At 43.7% G+C, this 17,979-nt stretch carries 13 protein-coding genes; 5 read left to right on the top strand and 8 right to left on the bottom strand.

The window, feature by feature from the left end; all coding sequences use genetic code 11:
- Nucleotides 1-74: 74 nt before the first annotated feature.
- The 8 genes from ABUA31_RS13420 to ABUA31_RS13385 all read right to left on the bottom strand — a co-directional run bounded on the left by ABUA31_RS13420 (nucleotide 75) and on the right by ABUA31_RS13385 (nucleotide 11,593).
- Nucleotides 75-4,055, bottom strand: coding sequence for a hypothetical protein (locus tag ABUA31_RS13420; protein WP_349818694.1), 3,981 nt, complete (start codon nucleotides 4,053-4,055; stop codon nucleotides 75-77).
- A gap of 151 nt (nucleotides 4,056-4,206) precedes the next feature.
- Nucleotides 4,207-5,265, bottom strand: coding sequence for a DUF6382 and FHA domain-containing protein (locus ABUA31_RS13415; RefSeq protein WP_015534306.1), 1,059 nt, complete (start codon nucleotides 5,263-5,265; stop codon nucleotides 4,207-4,209).
- Between the two features lie 52 nt (nucleotides 5,266-5,317).
- Nucleotides 5,318-7,141, bottom strand: a complete 1,824-nt coding sequence (gene glmS / locus ABUA31_RS13410) for a glutamine--fructose-6-phosphate transaminase (isomerizing) (RefSeq protein ID WP_022217506.1) — start codon at nucleotides 7,139-7,141, stop codon at nucleotides 5,318-5,320.
- 64 nt (nucleotides 7,142-7,205) lie between these two features.
- Nucleotides 7,206-7,412 (bottom strand): hypothetical protein, encoded by a 207-nt coding sequence (locus ABUA31_RS13405; protein ID WP_349818693.1) that lies wholly within the window; start codon nucleotides 7,410-7,412, stop codon nucleotides 7,206-7,208.
- Nucleotides 7,413-7,612: 200 nt separating this feature from the next.
- The gene (metG, locus tag ABUA31_RS13400) at nucleotides 7,613-9,649 is read right to left on the bottom strand and encodes a methionine--tRNA ligase (protein WP_055222442.1); all 2,037 of its coding nucleotides are present in this window, start codon (nucleotides 9,647-9,649) and stop codon (nucleotides 7,613-7,615) included.
- A 190-nt stretch (nucleotides 9,650-9,839) separates the two neighbouring features.
- Nucleotides 9,840-10,229 carry a DUF2752 domain-containing protein gene (locus tag ABUA31_RS13395; RefSeq protein WP_015534309.1) on the bottom strand — a complete coding sequence of 130 codons (390 nt, stop codon included), beginning with the start codon at nucleotides 10,227-10,229 and terminating at the stop codon, nucleotides 9,840-9,842.
- Nucleotides 10,230-10,255: 26 nt separating this feature from the next.
- Complete coding sequence (locus tag ABUA31_RS13390; protein ID WP_117875068.1) at nucleotides 10,256-11,026, bottom strand: DUF4234 domain-containing protein; 771 nt, start codon at nucleotides 11,024-11,026, stop codon at nucleotides 10,256-10,258.
- Nucleotides 11,027-11,251: 225 nt separating this feature from the next.
- Nucleotides 11,252-11,593: a DUF4234 domain-containing protein gene (locus ABUA31_RS13385; protein WP_004852487.1), complete on the bottom strand. Its 342-nt coding sequence runs from the start codon at nucleotides 11,591-11,593 to the stop codon at nucleotides 11,252-11,254.
- A 341-nt stretch (nucleotides 11,594-11,934) separates the two neighbouring features.
- On the opposite strand from ABUA31_RS13385, the gene ABUA31_RS13380 reads away from it, so the two are divergent.
- The 5 genes from ABUA31_RS13380 to ABUA31_RS13360 all read left to right on the top strand — a co-directional run bounded on the left by ABUA31_RS13380 (nucleotide 11,935) and on the right by ABUA31_RS13360 (nucleotide 17,964).
- On the top strand, nucleotides 11,935-12,867 hold the full coding sequence (locus ABUA31_RS13380) for an ornithine carbamoyltransferase (RefSeq protein WP_022217503.1): 933 nt from the start codon (nucleotides 11,935-11,937) through the stop codon (nucleotides 12,865-12,867).
- 37 nt (nucleotides 12,868-12,904) lie between these two features.
- Entirely contained in the window at nucleotides 12,905-13,834 is a 930-nt protein-coding gene (gene pyrB, locus ABUA31_RS13375; RefSeq protein WP_022217502.1) for an aspartate carbamoyltransferase, read from the top strand.
- 11 nt (nucleotides 13,835-13,845) lie between these two features.
- Entirely contained in the window at nucleotides 13,846-14,259 is a 414-nt protein-coding gene (locus ABUA31_RS13370; RefSeq protein WP_015534312.1) for an aspartate carbamoyltransferase regulatory subunit, read from the top strand.
- A gap of 74 nt (nucleotides 14,260-14,333) precedes the next feature.
- Nucleotides 14,334-15,635, top strand: coding sequence for a UDP-N-acetylglucosamine 1-carboxyvinyltransferase (murA, locus tag ABUA31_RS13365; protein ID WP_015534313.1), 1,302 nt, complete (start codon nucleotides 14,334-14,336; stop codon nucleotides 15,633-15,635).
- Nucleotides 15,636-15,843: 208 nt separating this feature from the next.
- On the top strand, nucleotides 15,844-17,964 hold the full coding sequence (locus tag ABUA31_RS13360; protein ID WP_349818692.1) for a cadherin-like beta sandwich domain-containing protein: 2,121 nt from the start codon (nucleotides 15,844-15,846) through the stop codon (nucleotides 17,962-17,964).
- Nucleotides 17,965-17,979 lie beyond the last annotated feature (15 nt).

Here is a 17,979-nt window from a genome sequence, read left to right as displayed (position 1 = left end):
AAGAAAAGCTCAGCCTGTGTGATTTCTACTGAATCCATCACACAGGCTGAGCTTTATATATATGTTATCTCCGGCTACTTTCTCACCCTGACTGACTTTGTCTTGCTCCATGCTGAGTAGCATCTTGTGCCAAACTTGTTTGAAAAGCTTCTAACCCTTACATAATATGTTTTTCCGCCTTTAATCCGCTGCTTTGCTCCAAGACTCGCAGTCGTCTTGCTTCCACCGCTTAACACCGTGAATGCATATGTACCCTTTTTAAAGTTTGATGTTGTTGAATACTGGATCTGATAGCCATCTGCGCAGCTTATCTTTCCCCACTTTAATCTTACAGACTTAGCCGATGGGCTCTTTATCTGGCTTATACCTGGTATCTTCGGGCTGACAGTAACAGGTATTATCTTCTTCACCTTCACATGATTCGAATCTCCAGCATATACGGTGATGTTTGCCTTGCCTATATACCGGGCTGCGATCGTTATTGTTCCAGCAGAGTCTACCTTTACAGCTTTGTTATCCGAGCTGTAGCTGAGCTTTCCGGCACGTGCGCTCACGCTCTGTGAAATAGATATTCTCTTCGAGCTGGTTGACATCTCTATTCTGTAGCTGCGCTTTTTCAGCGTTATGCTGTTTGGCGCCTTTTTGATCGTAAAATTGATCGTCTTCTGTCCCTGATATGTGCCAGCGCCTATAATTACAGCCTCTGCTGTTCCGGCTGCTTTGTTATTATTGTATGAAACCGTATAATCTGTATCCTTCTCCAGCGTTTTGTCGCCAAGCTTTACTGTTACAGCCGGCTTCTTCGAATTACCATCATATGTATATTCTGTCTTGTTAAGTGTAACCTTTGCTGACGATATGCTCTTACGCGTGAGCTTTGAGCCATACGCATAGCTAGTCTCACCCTTTTCTCCACAGTATACACATGCATAGTAATACTCTGCCGGAGAATCATAATCTGCTGCCTTCTTCAGATATCGTGCAGTTGTTTTCTTTGCTGTGTAGCTGTGATCGACTGGGTCTGTTGCTGTACCGGTTTCAAAAATCTCACCACACATGTTGCAGACAACATCTCCTGTATATCCGCCGCCCATACAGGTAGCTTTCTTCTCTCCTACAAGCGTTCTATCATGGTCTGTCTTTGGAAGAATCTCAGTAGTCCTGCTGAGTTCTGCCTTGCACATGGTGCAGTATATAACCTTGTCTCGGCTGCCTTCAGCCTGACATGTAGCCAGATTTACATTCTCATACACAGCCTTTCCCTGGGTATGTCCGAGTGGCTCTGTCTTCTCATCCTTTGTCTTTTGGCATCGCTCACATGTGTATCTGATCAGACCTTCTGCTGCACACAAAGCTTTTTTCTTAACCACGCCTGAATCCCATCTATGTCCCAATGCACCAATGGCTATCTTCTTGGTACTCTGATAACTCTTGCCATTCAGCGTGCATTTTGCTGTACACACCTTTGCACCATCGTTCTCGCAGGATGCCTGCGTTATCTTGCTTGTTACAGTCATCGGTTCACTGATCACATGACTCGAATCTCTGGTACAGGTGAGAACCAGCTTGCAAGTGTTGCCATTTGCTGACCACTCATACTTTGGGGCGTAATCATGTCCCAGGCTATCCCCGTGTGTAAATGTCTTTTTGCGATTCACTCTTCCACAGTTATCACAGGAATAATAATATTTCGCAGCAGTTGTACAGGTCGCAGCCTGTGCAAGAGTTTCATCATTTACTATTTCCGCAGTGTATGAATGTCCGCCTATCTCTGTTATATCAAGTTCATACTCAGCCTTCACCCACGGATTATATTTACTGGCAACCGTAATCGTTACAACGCCGTTGCCGATTGCCGAAAGTGATGCCGCAGTCCTAGACACTTCATTCACCTTTACAACAGTCTCATCCGACGATGTAACCGCATACTCATGTATGTCCGCTCTCGTTGGCCAATCCATTATATTTATACTCAGTTCCGCTCCAATTTCATACTCACTTGGTGAAGTAGTCCTGTTATCGCTGTCCTTCTCCTGCCAATACACATATCTGATACTGGTAGGAAGTGACACGATCTTCTCATATCCGCACTTTGAACACGTCTCTACTGTCTGGCTTTCACCCTCATCTGCCTCTGATATGACATACTCATGTCCCCCCTGATCTGCCACATTGAACGTGTATTCCTGACAAATTGAGCTGTCATATTTATGAACTATTCTTATGGTTACATCACCTGTTCCGACCGCCGTAAGCTTAGCATCATATCTTCTATAAGAAGATTCCGGATCACTCACTTTTACAATACCTTCATCCGATGATGTAACTATAAACTCAGAGTTGTCGACCTTCGTTGGTGCATAATCTACTTCCAGATTGATCTCATCACCTACTTCCACATCAGCAGGCTTGTAATATCCATTACTATCACTCCACCATACAGTACGTGTTATTGCCGTCGGGATTGTCACCGTTTTTGTCGTCCCGCACTTTGAACAAATTTTTTCTGTCTCTCCAGATCCCGGTTCTGCCTGACTTATTACATAGTCATGACCACCCACATCTGTTACCGACACAGTGATTACCCTCTTCATATCCGGATTCACGACCGGATATACAGTAACCGTCGTCTCACCTATCTTATTCATATGGAATGTTCCAGCATAGTTAGACGAAGGGGTATACGAAATAATAGACGGGTCTGCTATATCAAACACGAATTTGTCATCGGATTTGCTATCTGATGCCGTCGAGAAAGATATGTATGTCTCTATATCCTTTCCTACTTCGAACTCCTGATCATATGTGGCTGATGAAGCAGTTTCCGATAATCTCCAGTACACGTACATCGTCTTTGGTCCTGTTACTTTACATCTCGTACATACGCCATCTGTAAAGCTATGCCCAAGAGCCGGAACCTCATCCTCTATCTTTTTGTAGCCACATTTAGCGCATGTGTATACTGTTCCACCTGTCTCTGTACATGTGGCCTCTTTTTTCACACCTTCACCATACACATGCTCCGTGCATGCATCATACCGCTGTCCAAGCAGCTTATCCAGCTTGGCCTGCGCTGCATCCACCTTTTTCTGCCACTTCTCCGGATCTACAGTCTCATAATATTCATCAAACAGCTTCTCAAATTCAGCTATTGTGTACACCTCATATTTGCTAGTATAGTTTGAAAGCTTGCTTGCATTGAAGCATGAAGTATTGCCATACCTGCCATAGAGTGTGAATCCGACTCCCATCACCTGATCTGCTGCCCAGAACATATTGGTATAATGTCCAACCGTGACTCCCTCCGAATCCGCCTTTTGTTCAACAGCTGTAAGCTGACTCTGCGAAGTTATGGATGAATATCCCAGCTCATCCCTTATCTTGTTAAAAGATGCCTTCTCACTGTTCCATCCTGCCGCCGGATCAGTATATCCAAACGCCAGATTCTCACATGACACCTGAAGAAGTGAATGATTTGTGAGTCCTGCACCTCTGTCCGCGCCTGACTGTGCCACCGCCATGAAATAGAAATTAGTCTTAGCCGCATTCCTCTTCATTGCCCCGACATAGTTTTCGTCTGTGTCCCTTAACGAATTAATTTTATTCAATACCGCAAATGTCGCCTTTGTGTTTTCAAGCGATATGGCGTCTTTCTTATCTCCGGTAACAACAACCTTGTTATTTCTCGATTCCGGAAGGCCTGTATTATTTCCACCAGCCCACTTGGAGAAATCTTCCTCACATGCATTCTGCAGGACATTCTTAGCCCAATCCAGATCATTTTTCTGTTTTGTTGTCAAGTCGTTCTTCGCAAGCATCCAGTCTACAAAGCCTATAGAGCCCTGATCATATACAGCCTGCACTTCACTCTGATCTTTCTTCACCTGTTCCAGCTCACTCTGAGCCTCTTCTATCTGCTGGTCAAGGGTACTGGCCTTAACAGTCTGAATACCTGTCGTCTGAATACCTGCCGTCAGCATCAGCACTGCACACATTACCACTGTTGCTGCTTTTTTACACAGTGTCCTTCCCGATAAGCTTCCTTTTCTTTTCATAATCTTTGATACTCCCCCTTTTTTCACATTCTATTTATATTACCCCTTTACCCACATGTACTCCGGCGCGCCCATGCAGGGGATTTATTATAAAATAAGGAGACTCATTATAATAATAAACAAGTCTCCTTATCCAGTATAATATACTATTTTATTTCTCCTTGAAGGTGAACTCTTCATTCGCAAGCTTGAATCTGATACCATCTATAAGCATCATATCCGTTCCGCTGCTTATGATCTTGCCACCAAGGTAAGTGTGGTTGGTCGACTTGTTATCTCTCAGATAGTACACGCCGTTGACATTGATAATGTAAGCATGGCGGCGGCTGACTGAATTGTTGTCAGTTACCTGATAGTCAACTCCCTGTGTAGACTTACCGATACAGAATATCGGCTTGTCGATCCTTATCCTCTCACCTGTTCTGGTTCTTATGATGACCGGGCCGCTCTTGCCACGGTTGTTGGCCGTGAGAACTGTTGTCGAACCGTCATCGTTGTCATCAAATCCAATATCATTTGATGAGAAATCCTTAACTTCCTTTGCAAGCTTGAATGAAGAAGTTGTAACATGAGGAGTCTCAGGAACCTCTACCTTAGCCACATTGACCGGGCTGACTCCCGCTGACTTCATAAGCTCCTGCTCATCCTCAGGATGTGCTATATTGTCATTCTTCAGGTCTGTTATAAACTTATAAAATTCTGACAGATAAAATGTAGGATTGTGATCAAAGTATTTGATAAGCTCATATCCGGCATCGGATGCCTTCTTATTCGCAAACTTCATATTGCCCATAAGATCCCTTATAAACTTCTCCATATTACATCTGTCCATAGGCTTATCTATAGGCAGGAATATGAGCTGAACAGCCATATTCTGGAAGTCTATATACATATATCCCTTATTCAGTATAACCTTTCCAATGGACAGATCATTCGCCTTGAGATACATGAGCTGATCTGCAATACTGAATATCAGATCAACCAGCTCATCCTTGTGTATCTTCTTCTCAAGGAACTGATTCATGGTAGTCATGGCTGGAATAGAATATGTCAGAGCTCTCTGACCATCTATATATTCCTCATGGCAGAACGCATTATTGCCCACAAACTGAGCATTGTACAGCTCTACCTCATTGTGAAGAACCTCTACATCGTCTTCAATCTTAAAGTACAATTTGTACTCATCACACAAATACATCTTATCACTCATATAAAACCCTCCGATATTTATCGCACGATATCCATGTAAGTCCCGGAGTCAATTATTCTACTGTAACTGACTTTGCCAGATTACGTGGCTTATCTACGTCCAACCCCTTTGCATCGGACGTGTAATACGCTATAAGCTGCAGGATGACAGCAGCCGAAAATACCGTGAACAATCCATCCTGCTTTGGTATGGATATGTGTTTGTCACATACATCTTTATCATTGTACTCTTCATCCATGCTGACAAGAATGACGTATGCGCCTCTTGCCTTAACCTCGCGTATATTGGAAATCATCTTTCCGTATACAGATTCCTGTGTAGCCAAAGCTATGACCGGAACGTTCTCAGTTATGAGTGCTATCGTTCCATGTTTTAACTCCCCTGCCGCATAAGCCTCAGCGTGAACATAAGAAATCTCTTTCAGCTTCAGTGCACCTTCCAGTGACAGTGTATAATCCAGTCCTCTTCCTATGAAGAATGCATCCGGAGCCATCTTTATATAGTTTGCAACTGTCTTTACTTCATCTGCCTGCTTGAGTGTCTCCTCTATCACCGGGATAACGCCCTGAAGCTGTCTGATGAATGCCTTTGCCCTGTCCTCAGAGTATATACCCTTGACATAGCCAAGTCTGCATCCAATGAGATACATTGCAGCCATCTGTACCGAATATGCCTTGGTACTTGCAACTGCGATCTCAGGACCGGCATGTGTATAAAGGACGTAATCGCTCTCTCTGGCGATGGTCGATCCCTTTACATTGACTATGGACAGAACCTTTGATCCACATCTCTTGGCAAGTCTGAGTGCCTCGAGTGTGTCAATAGTCTCTCCTGACTGTGATGTAACTATTACGAGAGTCTTTTCATTTATGAGTGGTTCCTTGTATCTGAATTCTGATGCTATCTCAACATTAACAGGAATCTTTAACTCCTTCTCAATCATGGCCTTGCCGACTATTCCGGCGTGCATAGCTGTTCCGCATGCAACCACTGTGATGTTCTCAAGATTCTTAAACACCTCATCATCGATGCCGTCCTCAGTGAAATCAGGAAGCTCATTCACTATACGAGGAGTTATCGTGTTTCTCAGTGCCTCTGGCTGCTCATAGATCTCCTTCAGCATAAAGTGCGGATATCCACCCTTCTGAGCTGCCGTTATGTCCCATGTTATCTTGAGCATCTCCGGCTCTACCATGTTCCCCTTCATGTCTTCTACTTTGATGCCTGTGCTTGAGAGTGTCAGTATATGATACTCCGGCACAACAAAGTATTCCTTTGAAAATGATATTATCGCTGTGAGGTCTGATGCAATGATCGATCCCTCATCTGTGTATGAAGCGATCATCGGACTTACATTTCTCACTGCGTATATCTTGCCCGGTCTGTCTGCAAACATAATGCAGAGTGCAAATGAACCGGCTATAGCCTTAACAGCCTTTCTGATAGTCTCGATGGGATTGCCATCGTACAGTGTGTCCAGAAGTGCTGCTACTACCTCTGTGTCCGTCTCGGATACCAACCTGTCGGCCAGTCCGTATTCTCTCACAATGTCGTTATAGTTCTCTATAATTCCATTATGTATAAGTGCCACATCTCCGCACCTATGTGGATGTGCATTCACATCCGTAACTCCGCCGTGAGTAGCCCATCTCGTATGGCCTATTCCACAGGTTGATCTGTACACAGGACTGTCGTCGCTGCACATCTCCCTGAGGTCTTCCACTCTGCCGGCTTTCTTCTTGATCGTCAGTGTATCATCATCATTAAGCAGTGCTATTCCCGCACTGTCATATCCCCTGTACTCGAGCTTTGCCAGTCCGTCAATAAGAATGTCCTTGGCTGGTTTCTTTCCTACATATCCTATGATTCCACACATATTAAATTAATCTCCTTTCGGCTTATAACCACGCTGTATACTGATAATATTATAATATGGCGCACTAAAAAAAGGTGAAGCCACCATACATAACAGCTATGGGTGTCTGGTCATGATTCTTTGTTTTGGAGTTACCCCCATATTTGGATATCATGTGCGCATCCAGACTCTGCGTGAAGGCATCCGCCGAATATTCGATAACCTTCAACCTCGTTATCCCTGAAAGCCAAAGCCCAGGGGTCATGGCGCTAAGATTTCTAAATCTTTCCAAAGGCACACTCCTCCTGTCCGTGCACCTAACAAAATTCTATCATGAAACATCTAATAAATCAATGCAGAAAGGCCTCTGCGTATAATCTTTGTAACATAAAATTTACTTCAGCTTTATAAATAAAAACAGGGAAACACCACGGATCCCGGCCGTGTGCCCGGCCTGTGATGCTTCCCTCATTATATCCACTATTTTATATCTTAGCTTATAAAGCATCCACCTGGGAAGTCCTTCTCGGTGGTCAGGAGTGACAGATTACCCTCAGGATCCTCTGCGCACAGAAGCATACCCTCTGATACGACTCCGGCAAGCTTGCATGGCTTGAGGTTTACTATAGCCACAACCTTCTTGCCAACCATATCCTCAGCGGAATATGTACCCTTGATTCCGGACACAATCTGCTTCACATTGTTCTTGCCAAAGCTTACCTGTGAACAGAGAAGCTTTCTGGAGTTTGGAACCTCCTCACAGGAAACGATCTCGCCGATCATGAGCTGCATCTTCTGGAACTCCTCAATGCTTATCTCCTGCTTGTCAACTACATCAGGATTGGCCTTGAGTGCCTGAACCTTTGCCTCTGCGATCTTGATCTTCTTGGTCTCAGCAGAATTCTCCTTCTCTTCCTTCTGCTTCTTGGCCTGCTCGTACATGGACTCCTTCTCCACTGGAGCGAACTCGGCAACCTTAGCCATAACTTCCTTCACGTCAAGACGTGCGAATAGGATCTCAGGCTGCTCTGTTACCTTTGTTCCTGACTTGTACAGACCAAACTTTCCAAGCTCTGTGACCTTTCTCTTCTCGGTATTGAGCTGTGCCATGATCTTCTCAGTTGTCTCAGGCATATATGGCTCAAGGAGTGTTGCACCTATAACGATGCTCTCGACAAGGTTGTACAGAACTGTGTTCAGTCTGTCCTTCTTGTCCTCCTCCTTTGCGAGTGCCCAAGGCATTGTCTCATCTATGTACTTGTTGCATCTCTTGAACAGTGCAAATATCTCTGTGATCGCATCTGCAACCTTGAGCTTATCCATGCACTCTGCAACCTTGTATCTGCAGTCCATAACGACCTTCTTAAGATCCTCATCGACAGGCTCTGTGACGTTGGTATTTGTCACAATGCCACCGAAATACTTGTTTGACATCGATATGGTTCTATTGACCAGATTTCCAAGTGTATTTGCAAGCTCTGAGTTGAGTCTCTCAACCATGAGCTCCCATGAGATAACTCCATCATTCTCAAATGGCATCTCGTGAAGAACAAAGAATCTGACAGCATCCACGCCAAATATATTGACCATATCGTCAGCGTACATTACGTTGCCCTTCGACTTACTCATCTTGCCATCACTCTGGAGGAGCCAAGGATGACCGAATACCTGCTTTGGAAGCGGAAGTCCGAGTGCCATCAGCATGATAGGCCAGTAAATGGTATGGAATCTCAGGATATCCTTGCCAATCAAGTGAAGATCTGCCGGCCAGTATTTATAAAACTTCTCATCGCTCTTTCCATCTACGTCATATCCAAGTCCAGTTATGTAGTTTGAAAGTGCGTCAACCCACACATATACAACGTGCTTTGGATCAAAGTCCACTGGGATTCCCCACTTGAATGATGTTCTTGATACACACAGGTCCTGAAGTCCCGGCTTAAGGAAGTTGTTAACCATCTCGTTACGTCTTGACTCAGGCTGTATAAACTCAGGATGCTGCTCTATATGCTTCATGAGCTTGTCCTGATACTTGCTCATCTTGAAGAAGTATGCCTCCTCCTTGGCCTCCTGAACAGGTCTTCCACAGTCCGGACACTTGCCATCTATGAGCTGTCCATCTGTGAAGAACGACTCACATGGTGTACAGTATTTTCCTACATAATGTCCCTTATATATATCACCCTGATCGTACAGCTTCTTAAATATCTTCTGTACCTGCTTCTCATGGTAATCATCTGTTGTACGGATAAACTTGTCATATGAAGTATTCATGAGATCCCATATTCTCTTGATCTCACCTGATGTCTCATCAACGAATTCCTTTGGGGTCTGCATGTTCTCAAAAGCCTTGTTCTCGATCTTCTGTCCATGCTCATCTGTTCCTGTCATGAATCTTACATCATAACCTGCGAATCTCTTGTACCTTGCAATGCTGTCAGCCAACACGATCTCGTAGGTGTTGCCTATATGAGGTTTACCTGATGCATATGCAATGGCGGTTGTAATATAATACGGTTTTTTTGCCATTTCAAAAACCCTCCCTGAAAAAATACTACAAGCACAAATGAAATGCTTGTGCAACTTTACCGAAAAACTCCTCGGTAATTGTAAATTATATGCCTTTTTATTATTTATTGTCAAGAAGATGGGATATTAAATAAGTCTGTTACGATGGTCATTCTATAACACTGCCAATAAACTTGTCATCGTCTCTCTCTCAAAAGCGCATCACATTCCTGAGAACGGCAAACATCACCGCCCCGGCAATACATATAAATATAAGTATATTGTCAAATCGCGATAACTTTCTGTTTCCATATCTTACGAATACATAATCGTTTTTTACAATTATGTATGCCAACGCCGGAAGAGCTATAAACATAAATTGATTATAAGCAAATGCCTTTGCAAGATCCAGCCTTACGGCCGCAAGGATAGCCCGTGTTATCCCGCATCCTGGGCATAAAAATCCGGTTATCTTTCTGAATATACATGGTATGGCAAGTCCTGTCACTCTTATGAATATATAATAGAGGATGCCTATCCCCACGAGGATGGCATCCCTTTTAATTATCGCATTTCTTCTTGATTTCTGTATCTGATCCATGCTCTGTATTTCTTTGTCTCCGCCGACTACTGCTGGCTGTTATCACTGCCTGAAGCATCTGCTGATGTGTTAATATTCTGATCTGACTGCTGGCCAAATGTATTCTGGTCTAAACCGGCCTGCTGACCATATCCCTGCTGATTGTATGCATTCTGATCATATCCCTGCTGGCTGTATGGCTGCTGTCCGTATGCCTGCTGGTTATATGCATTCTGGTTATATGCATTCTGGTCATATCCCTGCTGACCATATGGCTGCTGTCCGTATGCCTGCTGGTTATATGCGTTCTGATCATATCCCTGCTGGCTGTATGGCTGCTGACCATATCCCTGCTGATTGTATGTATTCTGACCATATCCCTGCTGGTTGTATGCATTCTGATCATATCCCTGCTGACCATATGGCTGCTGACTGTAGGTCTGCTGACCATATCCTGTATTCATCTGAGGTATAGCCTCTGCATATTTGTTTGCAGTGTCCTGCATAAGCGCATATGCAATAATTCCAAGTCCAAATACCTGAAGAAGGACGTATAATATGCCTGAGTTGCTTGATGGTACACCGTTCTTATTCTTTATGATATCAACTTTCTCGCCCATCTTATATGCCCAGAACCATCCATAGATGTTACATGTAACGATAGTGAGCAAAAGCGACATTCCACCACTTGTTGCATCTGTCTCTCCTGACTCCTGATTGATATCGTCTGTCAGCACAACAAACCAATACAATCCATATATTCCGCATGTCACAATTGAAAGCAGAATACATATTCCAATATTCCTCTGTTTGATCATAATTGATAATCCTCCTTAAACTTAAATCCTTAATTGAATTATGTAGGACTTGTGTATGACTGCAATTATTCCACTCATATGTAAACCACTGCATAACTGCAATAAAAATAACAGAATAGCCCCGCAGACACAACTCAGTCTACGGGACTATTTTCTCATACATTTTGTCTGTACGCAACTGCATCTATACATTTTTCAATGTATATTTGTATGCAATTTGATTCATTACGCATTTTTATTGATGGTATCCTGCATAATAGCATATGATACAATTCCAAGTCCGCATAACTGGAGCAGAAGGAAAAGTATGCTTGAATTTCCTGCTGACTGACCATTCTTTGTCTTTATTGCGTCAATCTTCTCGCCCATCTTGTATGCCCAGAACCATCCATAGATATTACATGTAACGATAGTAAGCAACAATGCTACCCCACCGCTTGTTGCATCTGTCTGTCCGGATTCCTGATTAGCATCGTTTGTAAGGCAAACGAACCAATACAGTGCATAAATTCCAAATGTAATGATTGAAAATACTATGCACAAAGCAATGTTCCTCTGTTTGATCATAAAATGTCCTCCCTTGATTTAATTATAAATTTTTTATAAAAATTTTATAAAATATATAAAACCATATATATACATCTTTGTCAATAAAAATCAAAAAATTAAGCTGTTTTTTGCTTTATTATCTATATTTTTTTATAATCAGGCATAAATCTTCAAATATTTACATTCATAATTTATGTGATGTCGTAAACTGTTTTACTTTTGAAACCATGTGCTATATAATAAAATTTCAGGCAGACATATCTCAACACCCGTATCCTAAATATATTGCCAGGATCCACAGATTATGTTTGTCCGTATTGCAAACAATTTATAATTCTAGAGAAAAGAGGACATTTGTTATGAAAAACATGCTTAACTTCAAGAATTTCACAGCTGATGAGCTGATGGATATTCTCAATCTGGCACTTGACATGAAGAAGAACCCTGATAAGTACGCTCACGCTCTTGAGGGCAAGAAACTCTACACTCTTTTTGAGAAGACTTCCACAAGAACATTTCTTTCATTTACAACAGGTATAACTGAGCTCGGCGGTACATATTACAACCAGCTCTGGAAGGATTCCAACTTTACACTCGGTGAGCCTGTATCAGAGATTAAGTATGTATGCAGGAATGTAGATATCATCATGGCACGTCTTGTAAAGAATGAGACAGTCGAGCTGTTCGGCAACAATGTTACTGTTCCATTTATCAACGGATGTGACAGTTCTTATCATCCATGCCAGATCCTGGCAGATGCCCTCACTATTATAGAAAAGTTTGGCAGTCTCGATGTAAAGCTTATGTACATCGGTGCCAAGAATAATGTATTCAACTCTCTTGTTGAGTTCTTTGCAAAGATGAAGAAGGGAACTATCTACGGACTCACGCCACTTGTGAACAACACCGTATGCGGCGATGACTTCTTTGAGGCAGCAAAGGCTACAGGCCACTATGTTGAACTCGATCCTACCATGAGCATGGAGGAGGCAAAGAAGTACGCAAAGGATATGGATATCCTCTACACAGATACATGGGTTGACATGGAGTTCTTCAACAACCCTGCATACAAGCAGCAGAAGGAAGAGACTCTCGCCAAGATGATGCCTTACCAGCTCAACGAGGAATTTACAGAGGGCAGCAAGGCTATAGTATTCCACGACATGCCTATGCACCAGGGATTTGAGATCTCACAGGGCGTTATCGACAAGAACCTCAACCACATTTTGGATGAGGCTGAGAACAGACGTCACGCTGAGAAGGCTGTTATGTATACCCTTCTTAATTCTTAAAATATTCATTCTGATAACCTAAGGAGGATCATGTCAAATGAGACATTTAATAGACCCAATGGACCTGTCAGTTGAGGAGGTTGACCACCTTCTCGTGCTGGCACAGGACATCATCGACAATAAAGAGAAATACAGCGAAGTCTGTAAGGGCAAAAAGCTTGCAACTCTGTTCTTTGAACCAAGCACACGCACAAGACTTAGCTTCGAGGCTGCCATGATGGAACTTGGCGGAAACGTTCTCGGATTTTCATCTGCGAGCTCCTCATCTTCAACAAAAGGTGAGAGTGTGGGCGATACCGTCAAGATCGTCAGCTGTTATGCCGATATTATAGCTATGAGACATTATAAAGAGGGTGCCCCGATGCTGGCTTCCATGAAATCAGATGTTCCTATTATTAATGCTGGTGACGGCGGTCACAATCACCCTACGCAGACATTGGCCGATCTTCTCACAATAAAGAGAGAGAAGGGCAGACTAAACAATATGACCATAGGTTTCTGCGGAGATCTTATGTTTGGTCGTACGGTTCATTCACTTATAAAGGCCATGTCACGATACAAAGGCATAAAATTTATTCTCATATCACCGGATGAATTAAAATTACCTGATTATATAAGAACAGAAGTCATCGAAAAGAATAATATACCATATGAGGAGATTTCCTCTCTTGAGGATGCTATCGGATCTCTGGACGTTCTCTATATGACAAGAGTCCAGAAAGAACGTTTCTTCAACGAGGCGGACTACATAAGACTGAAAGATACCTATATTCTTGACAAGTCAAAGCTGGCTCTCGCTAGGCCTGACCTGTCGATCCTTCACCCGCTTCCTCGTGTAAATGAGATATCTGTTGAGGTGGATGACGATCCGAGAGCATGTTATTTCCGACAAGCACTCAACGGCAAATATGTCCGAATGGCACTCATCATGGACCTTCTCGGACTCGACAAGGATTTTAAGGCATAGGAGGAATGATCATGAATATTGACAGTATTCAGAATGGTATTGTACTTGACCATATAACAGCAGGCAAAGCCCTGCAGATATACAACGATCTTCATCTTGATAAGCTGGATTGCTCCGTTGCTATAATCAAGAATGTTAAAAGCGAGAAGATGGGAAGAAAGGACATTCTTAAGATAGATCAGGATATCGACATAAACCTTGATGTTCTGGGGTATATCGACCCGGATATATCCGTCAACATCATCAAGGACGGCAAGCTCGTTGAAAAACGTAAGATTGAACTGCCTGAGAGACTAGTTGGAATAAAGAAATGTACCAATCCAAGATGCATTACGACCACAGAGCAGGGAATAACCCATATATTCAAACTCACAGACAGAGAAAAGCGAATTTACAGATGTATATACTGTGAAGCAGACAAGTAACTGTTTACTTTTCAGTTTTATGTGCTATAATCTATAAAGTTGCGATAATCCGAGAATTATCTAAGAGGTGAAATATGGAACAGTATGTTATCAAGGGAGGTCGTCCTCTGGAGGGCGAAGTTACCATTGCGGGTGCTAAGAATGCCGCACTTGGAATACTTGCCGCTGCAGTCATGACCGACCAGGAAGTCACAATAGAAAACGTACCGAACGTCAGAGATACAAGAGTCCTTCTTCAGGCCATTCAGGGTATCGGCGCAAGGGTCCGTTACATAGACGAGCACACGGTTGCTATATGTGGTGGAACCATCAATCCGAATACCGATCTCTGTGTCGACGACGAATATATCAGAAAGATCAGAGCATCCTACTATCTGCTCGGCGCACTGCTTGGCAAATATAACCATTCACAGGTCGCTCTTCCAGGCGGATGCGACATCGGAGCCCGTCCGATAGATCTGCACATAAAAGGTTTTGAAGCACTTGGAGCCCACGTTGATATAGCAAACGGTATGATATCCGTTGAGGCTGATGAGCTGATCGGAAGCCACATTTACATGGATGTGATCTCAGTAGGTGCCACCATCAATGTCATGATGGCCGCCGTAATGGCAAACGGCAAGACTACCATAGAGAACGCAGCCAAGGAGCCACATATCGTTGATGTTGCCAATTTCCTCAACAGTATGGGTGCTAACATCAAGGGTGCCGGAACTGATGTCATCCGTATCCGTGGCGTAAAGTCACTTCACGGAACTACATATTCCATCATTCCGGATCAGATCGAGGCAGGAACCTTCATGGTTGCAGCAGCAGCCACCAGAGGCAACGTCCTCATCAAGAACGTAATTCCTAAGCATCTTGAGGCTATAACCTCAAAGCTTACAGATATAGGTGCCACTGTCATCGAGTACGATGATTCAGTGAGAGTAATGTGCAACAAGAGACTCAAAGCTACCAACATCAAGACTCTGCCATATCCGGGATTCCCGACAGATATGCAGCCACAGATGGCGGTTACACTTGCACTGTCCAACGGAACAAGCATCGTCACCGAGAGCATATTTGAGAACAGATTCAAGTATGTCGCAGAGCTTTCAAGAATGGGCGCACACATCAGAGTCGAGGGCAACACCGCTATTCTCGATGGTGTGGAGACATTCACCGGTGCAAATGTTGCAGCACCTGACCTGAGAGCAGGCGCAGCACTTGTAATTGCGGCACTTGTGGCCAACGACTTCTCTACTGTATGTGATATCAAGTATATCCAGAGAGGCTACGAGAAGTTCGACGAAAAGCTTCGCGGACTTGGTGCTCTCATCGAGAAGGTAGAGACGGACAAAGAGATCCAGAAATTCAAGCTCAAAGTAGGTTAATATATACGACATAAGGCGAAAAGCTTTTGCCGGTCAGCACTTGTCTGACCGGCAAAAGCTTTTTTATTGCAATTTTATTACTTTTTTATAACTTTTTTCACAAAAATGGTGCTCATTTGCAATAATTATGGTAAACTTAGACTGATGTAATTTTGTCATAAATACTATTTTATATATAGATTTGTTTTATGAAAAAATGGAGGTTACTATGGATATCAATACTAAACGAACCCGAACTACTATTTCTATCGTAATGCTTATTTGGGCGGTCGTCTGCATCGCGGTGACCGGACTGTATGTGGGAAACAATCACGCAGAAGCCGCGACCACGGGAACTCTCACGTCTGACTACGTGTATTTCCGCAAATCACCAAACGGCACGCCTATAAAATATAACGGCTCGGCCATACTCCTCAGGAAGGGTCAGAAGATGACCGTACTGAGCACTTCCAACAAGACATGGTACAAGGTCAAGCTTACATACAAGAAGAAGAGCTACACCGGTTATGTGTACTCCGCATTTATCAAGGTAACAAGGACAACCTCCAAGAAGGCTCACCTTCGAAAAAATGAAAACTATGTATATTTCCGAAAAACGCCAAACGGCACGCCGCTGAAGTATAACGGATCGCCGATCATGCTCATGGGCGGTCAGAGCATGACCGTACTGAGCACTTCCAACAAGACATGGTACAAGGTCAAGCTTACATATAAGAAGAAGCGCTACACCGGTTATGTATATTCCAAGTTCATCGTGATCGACTCCACTTCAGCCACAACAAAGGCCACGACCAAGGCTACTACACAGCAGCCTACCACAGCGGCTCAGGCAGCCAAGAGCGGTTATGTGAATGAAGACTATGTATACTTCCGCCAGACGGCAGCGGGTACACCTATAACCTACAACGGAAGCGCGATCATGCTCATGAAGGGACAGGCACTCTCCGTGACTGATACATCCAACAAGTCATGGTACAAGGTCAACCTCACATACAGCAGCAAGAAGTATACAGGATTTATCTCCTCATCGCTCATCACAATGGGAACATACAAGGAACCTGACGGTAACCAGACATCGGATGCAGCATTTGAAAAGCAGTTATCCGCCCAGAACTTCCCTGAGAGCTACAAGGTGCTTCTCAGAAAGCTCCATGCGGAGCACCCAAACTGGATATTCAAGGCGGTACACACCAACCTTAACTGGAACGACGTGGTCAAGAACGAGGTCAACGTACAGGGACGTGTCAACAACCTTGTAAACTGTACATCTTACAGTCCTAACTACGGCTGGAGATCACAGACCGTTGGATACAACTACAAGACAGACTCCTACTCATCATATGATGGTTCAACATGGTTTGCAGCCTCGGACGATCTTGTAAAGTATTACCTCGATCCGAGAACATATATGTCATCCGCAAGCTCCATGTTCGCATTTGAAAAGCTGTCATACGACTCATCACAGACAAAGTCAGGAGTTGAGGCTATATTATCTGGTTCGTTTATGCACAATGCGCACCCAACCGGTTCGACCACCACATATTCGTCCATGATAATCACCGCAGCACAGAAATCCGGCGTCAGCCCTTACCACATTGCTTCACGTATCAAGCAGGAGGTCGGAGGCTCGATAACCTCGGGAACAAACGGTAAGAATGCCACATATCCCGGCATATATAACTTCTACAATATCGGTGCATTTGAGAGTGCATCAGGCAACGCTATAACAAACGGTCTGAGATGGGCTTCATCGGGCACATCGTACAACAGGCCATGGACAACACCTGCCAAATCAATAATCGGCGGTGCGATGTATATCGGAGAGTCCTACATCAACAAGGGTCAGAACACTCTGTATACTCAGAAGTTCAACGTAACCTACACAGACTGCCTGTACTGGCATCAGTACATGGGAAATGTACAGGCCCCTACAACAGAGGCATGGAAGGTATATGATGCCTACAAGTCTTCAGGAGCACTCAACAAGGCCATAACATTTGCCATACCTGTTTACAAGAATATGCCAAGCACAGCAATGAAGATGCCTGCGGCTAATCCGGGCAACCAGAACAACTACCTGAAAACACTCTCTGTAAGCGGCCAGAAGCTGTCACCTACATTTGCAATAAACAGCACTACACAGTACACGGTAAATGTGCGCTCATCTGTATCAAGTGTGACAATAAACGCTTCACCTGTAAGCAGCTACTCCACAGTGAGCGGAAAGGGAACAAAAACCCTGAAATCAGGAAAGAATACATTTAAGATAGTATGTAAATCCCAGAGTAAAGCTACACGTACTTACACCATAATAATTAACAGAGGATAAGGAGGACTCGGTGGA

It is taken from the genome of Coprococcus sp. RTP31081st1_H1_RTP31081_211007 (assembly GCF_040227275.1).
GTDB classification, from domain to species: domain Bacteria; phylum Bacillota; class Clostridia; order Lachnospirales; family Lachnospiraceae; genus Coprococcus; species Coprococcus aceti.
This window is presented reverse-complemented; position numbering and strand designations above follow the sequence as displayed.

Bases quoted from the DNA above. Each gene is read 5' to 3' on its own strand.
- ABUA31_RS13420 (WP_349818694.1), bottom strand. From the start codon at position 4,055: ATGAAAAGAAAAGGAAGCTTATCGGGAAGGACACTGTGTAAAAAAGCA.
- ABUA31_RS13415 (WP_015534306.1), bottom strand. From the start codon at position 5,265: ATGAGTGATAAGATGTATTTGTGTGATGAGTACAAATTGTACTTTAAG.
- glmS (WP_022217506.1), bottom strand. From the start codon at position 7,141: ATGTGTGGAATCATAGGATATGTAGGAAAGAAACCAGCCAAGGACATT.
- metG (WP_055222442.1), bottom strand. From the start codon at position 9,649: ATGGCAAAAAAACCGTATTATATTACAACCGCCATTGCATATGCATCA.
- ABUA31_RS13395 (WP_015534309.1), bottom strand. From the start codon at position 10,229: ATGGATCAGATACAGAAATCAAGAAGAAATGCGATAATTAAAAGGGAT.
- ABUA31_RS13390 (WP_117875068.1), bottom strand. From the start codon at position 11,026: ATGATCAAACAGAGGAATATTGGAATATGTATTCTGCTTTCAATTGTG.
- ABUA31_RS13385 (WP_004852487.1), bottom strand. From the start codon at position 11,593: ATGATCAAACAGAGGAACATTGCTTTGTGCATAGTATTTTCAATCATT.
- ABUA31_RS13380 (WP_022217503.1), top strand. From the start codon at position 11,935: ATGAAAAACATGCTTAACTTCAAGAATTTCACAGCTGATGAGCTGATG.
- pyrB (WP_022217502.1), top strand. From the start codon at position 12,905: ATGAGACATTTAATAGACCCAATGGACCTGTCAGTTGAGGAGGTTGAC.
- ABUA31_RS13370 (WP_015534312.1), top strand. From the start codon at position 13,846: ATGAATATTGACAGTATTCAGAATGGTATTGTACTTGACCATATAACA.
- murA (WP_015534313.1), top strand. From the start codon at position 14,334: ATGGAACAGTATGTTATCAAGGGAGGTCGTCCTCTGGAGGGCGAAGTT.
- ABUA31_RS13360 (WP_349818692.1), top strand. From the start codon at position 15,844: ATGGATATCAATACTAAACGAACCCGAACTACTATTTCTATCGTAATG.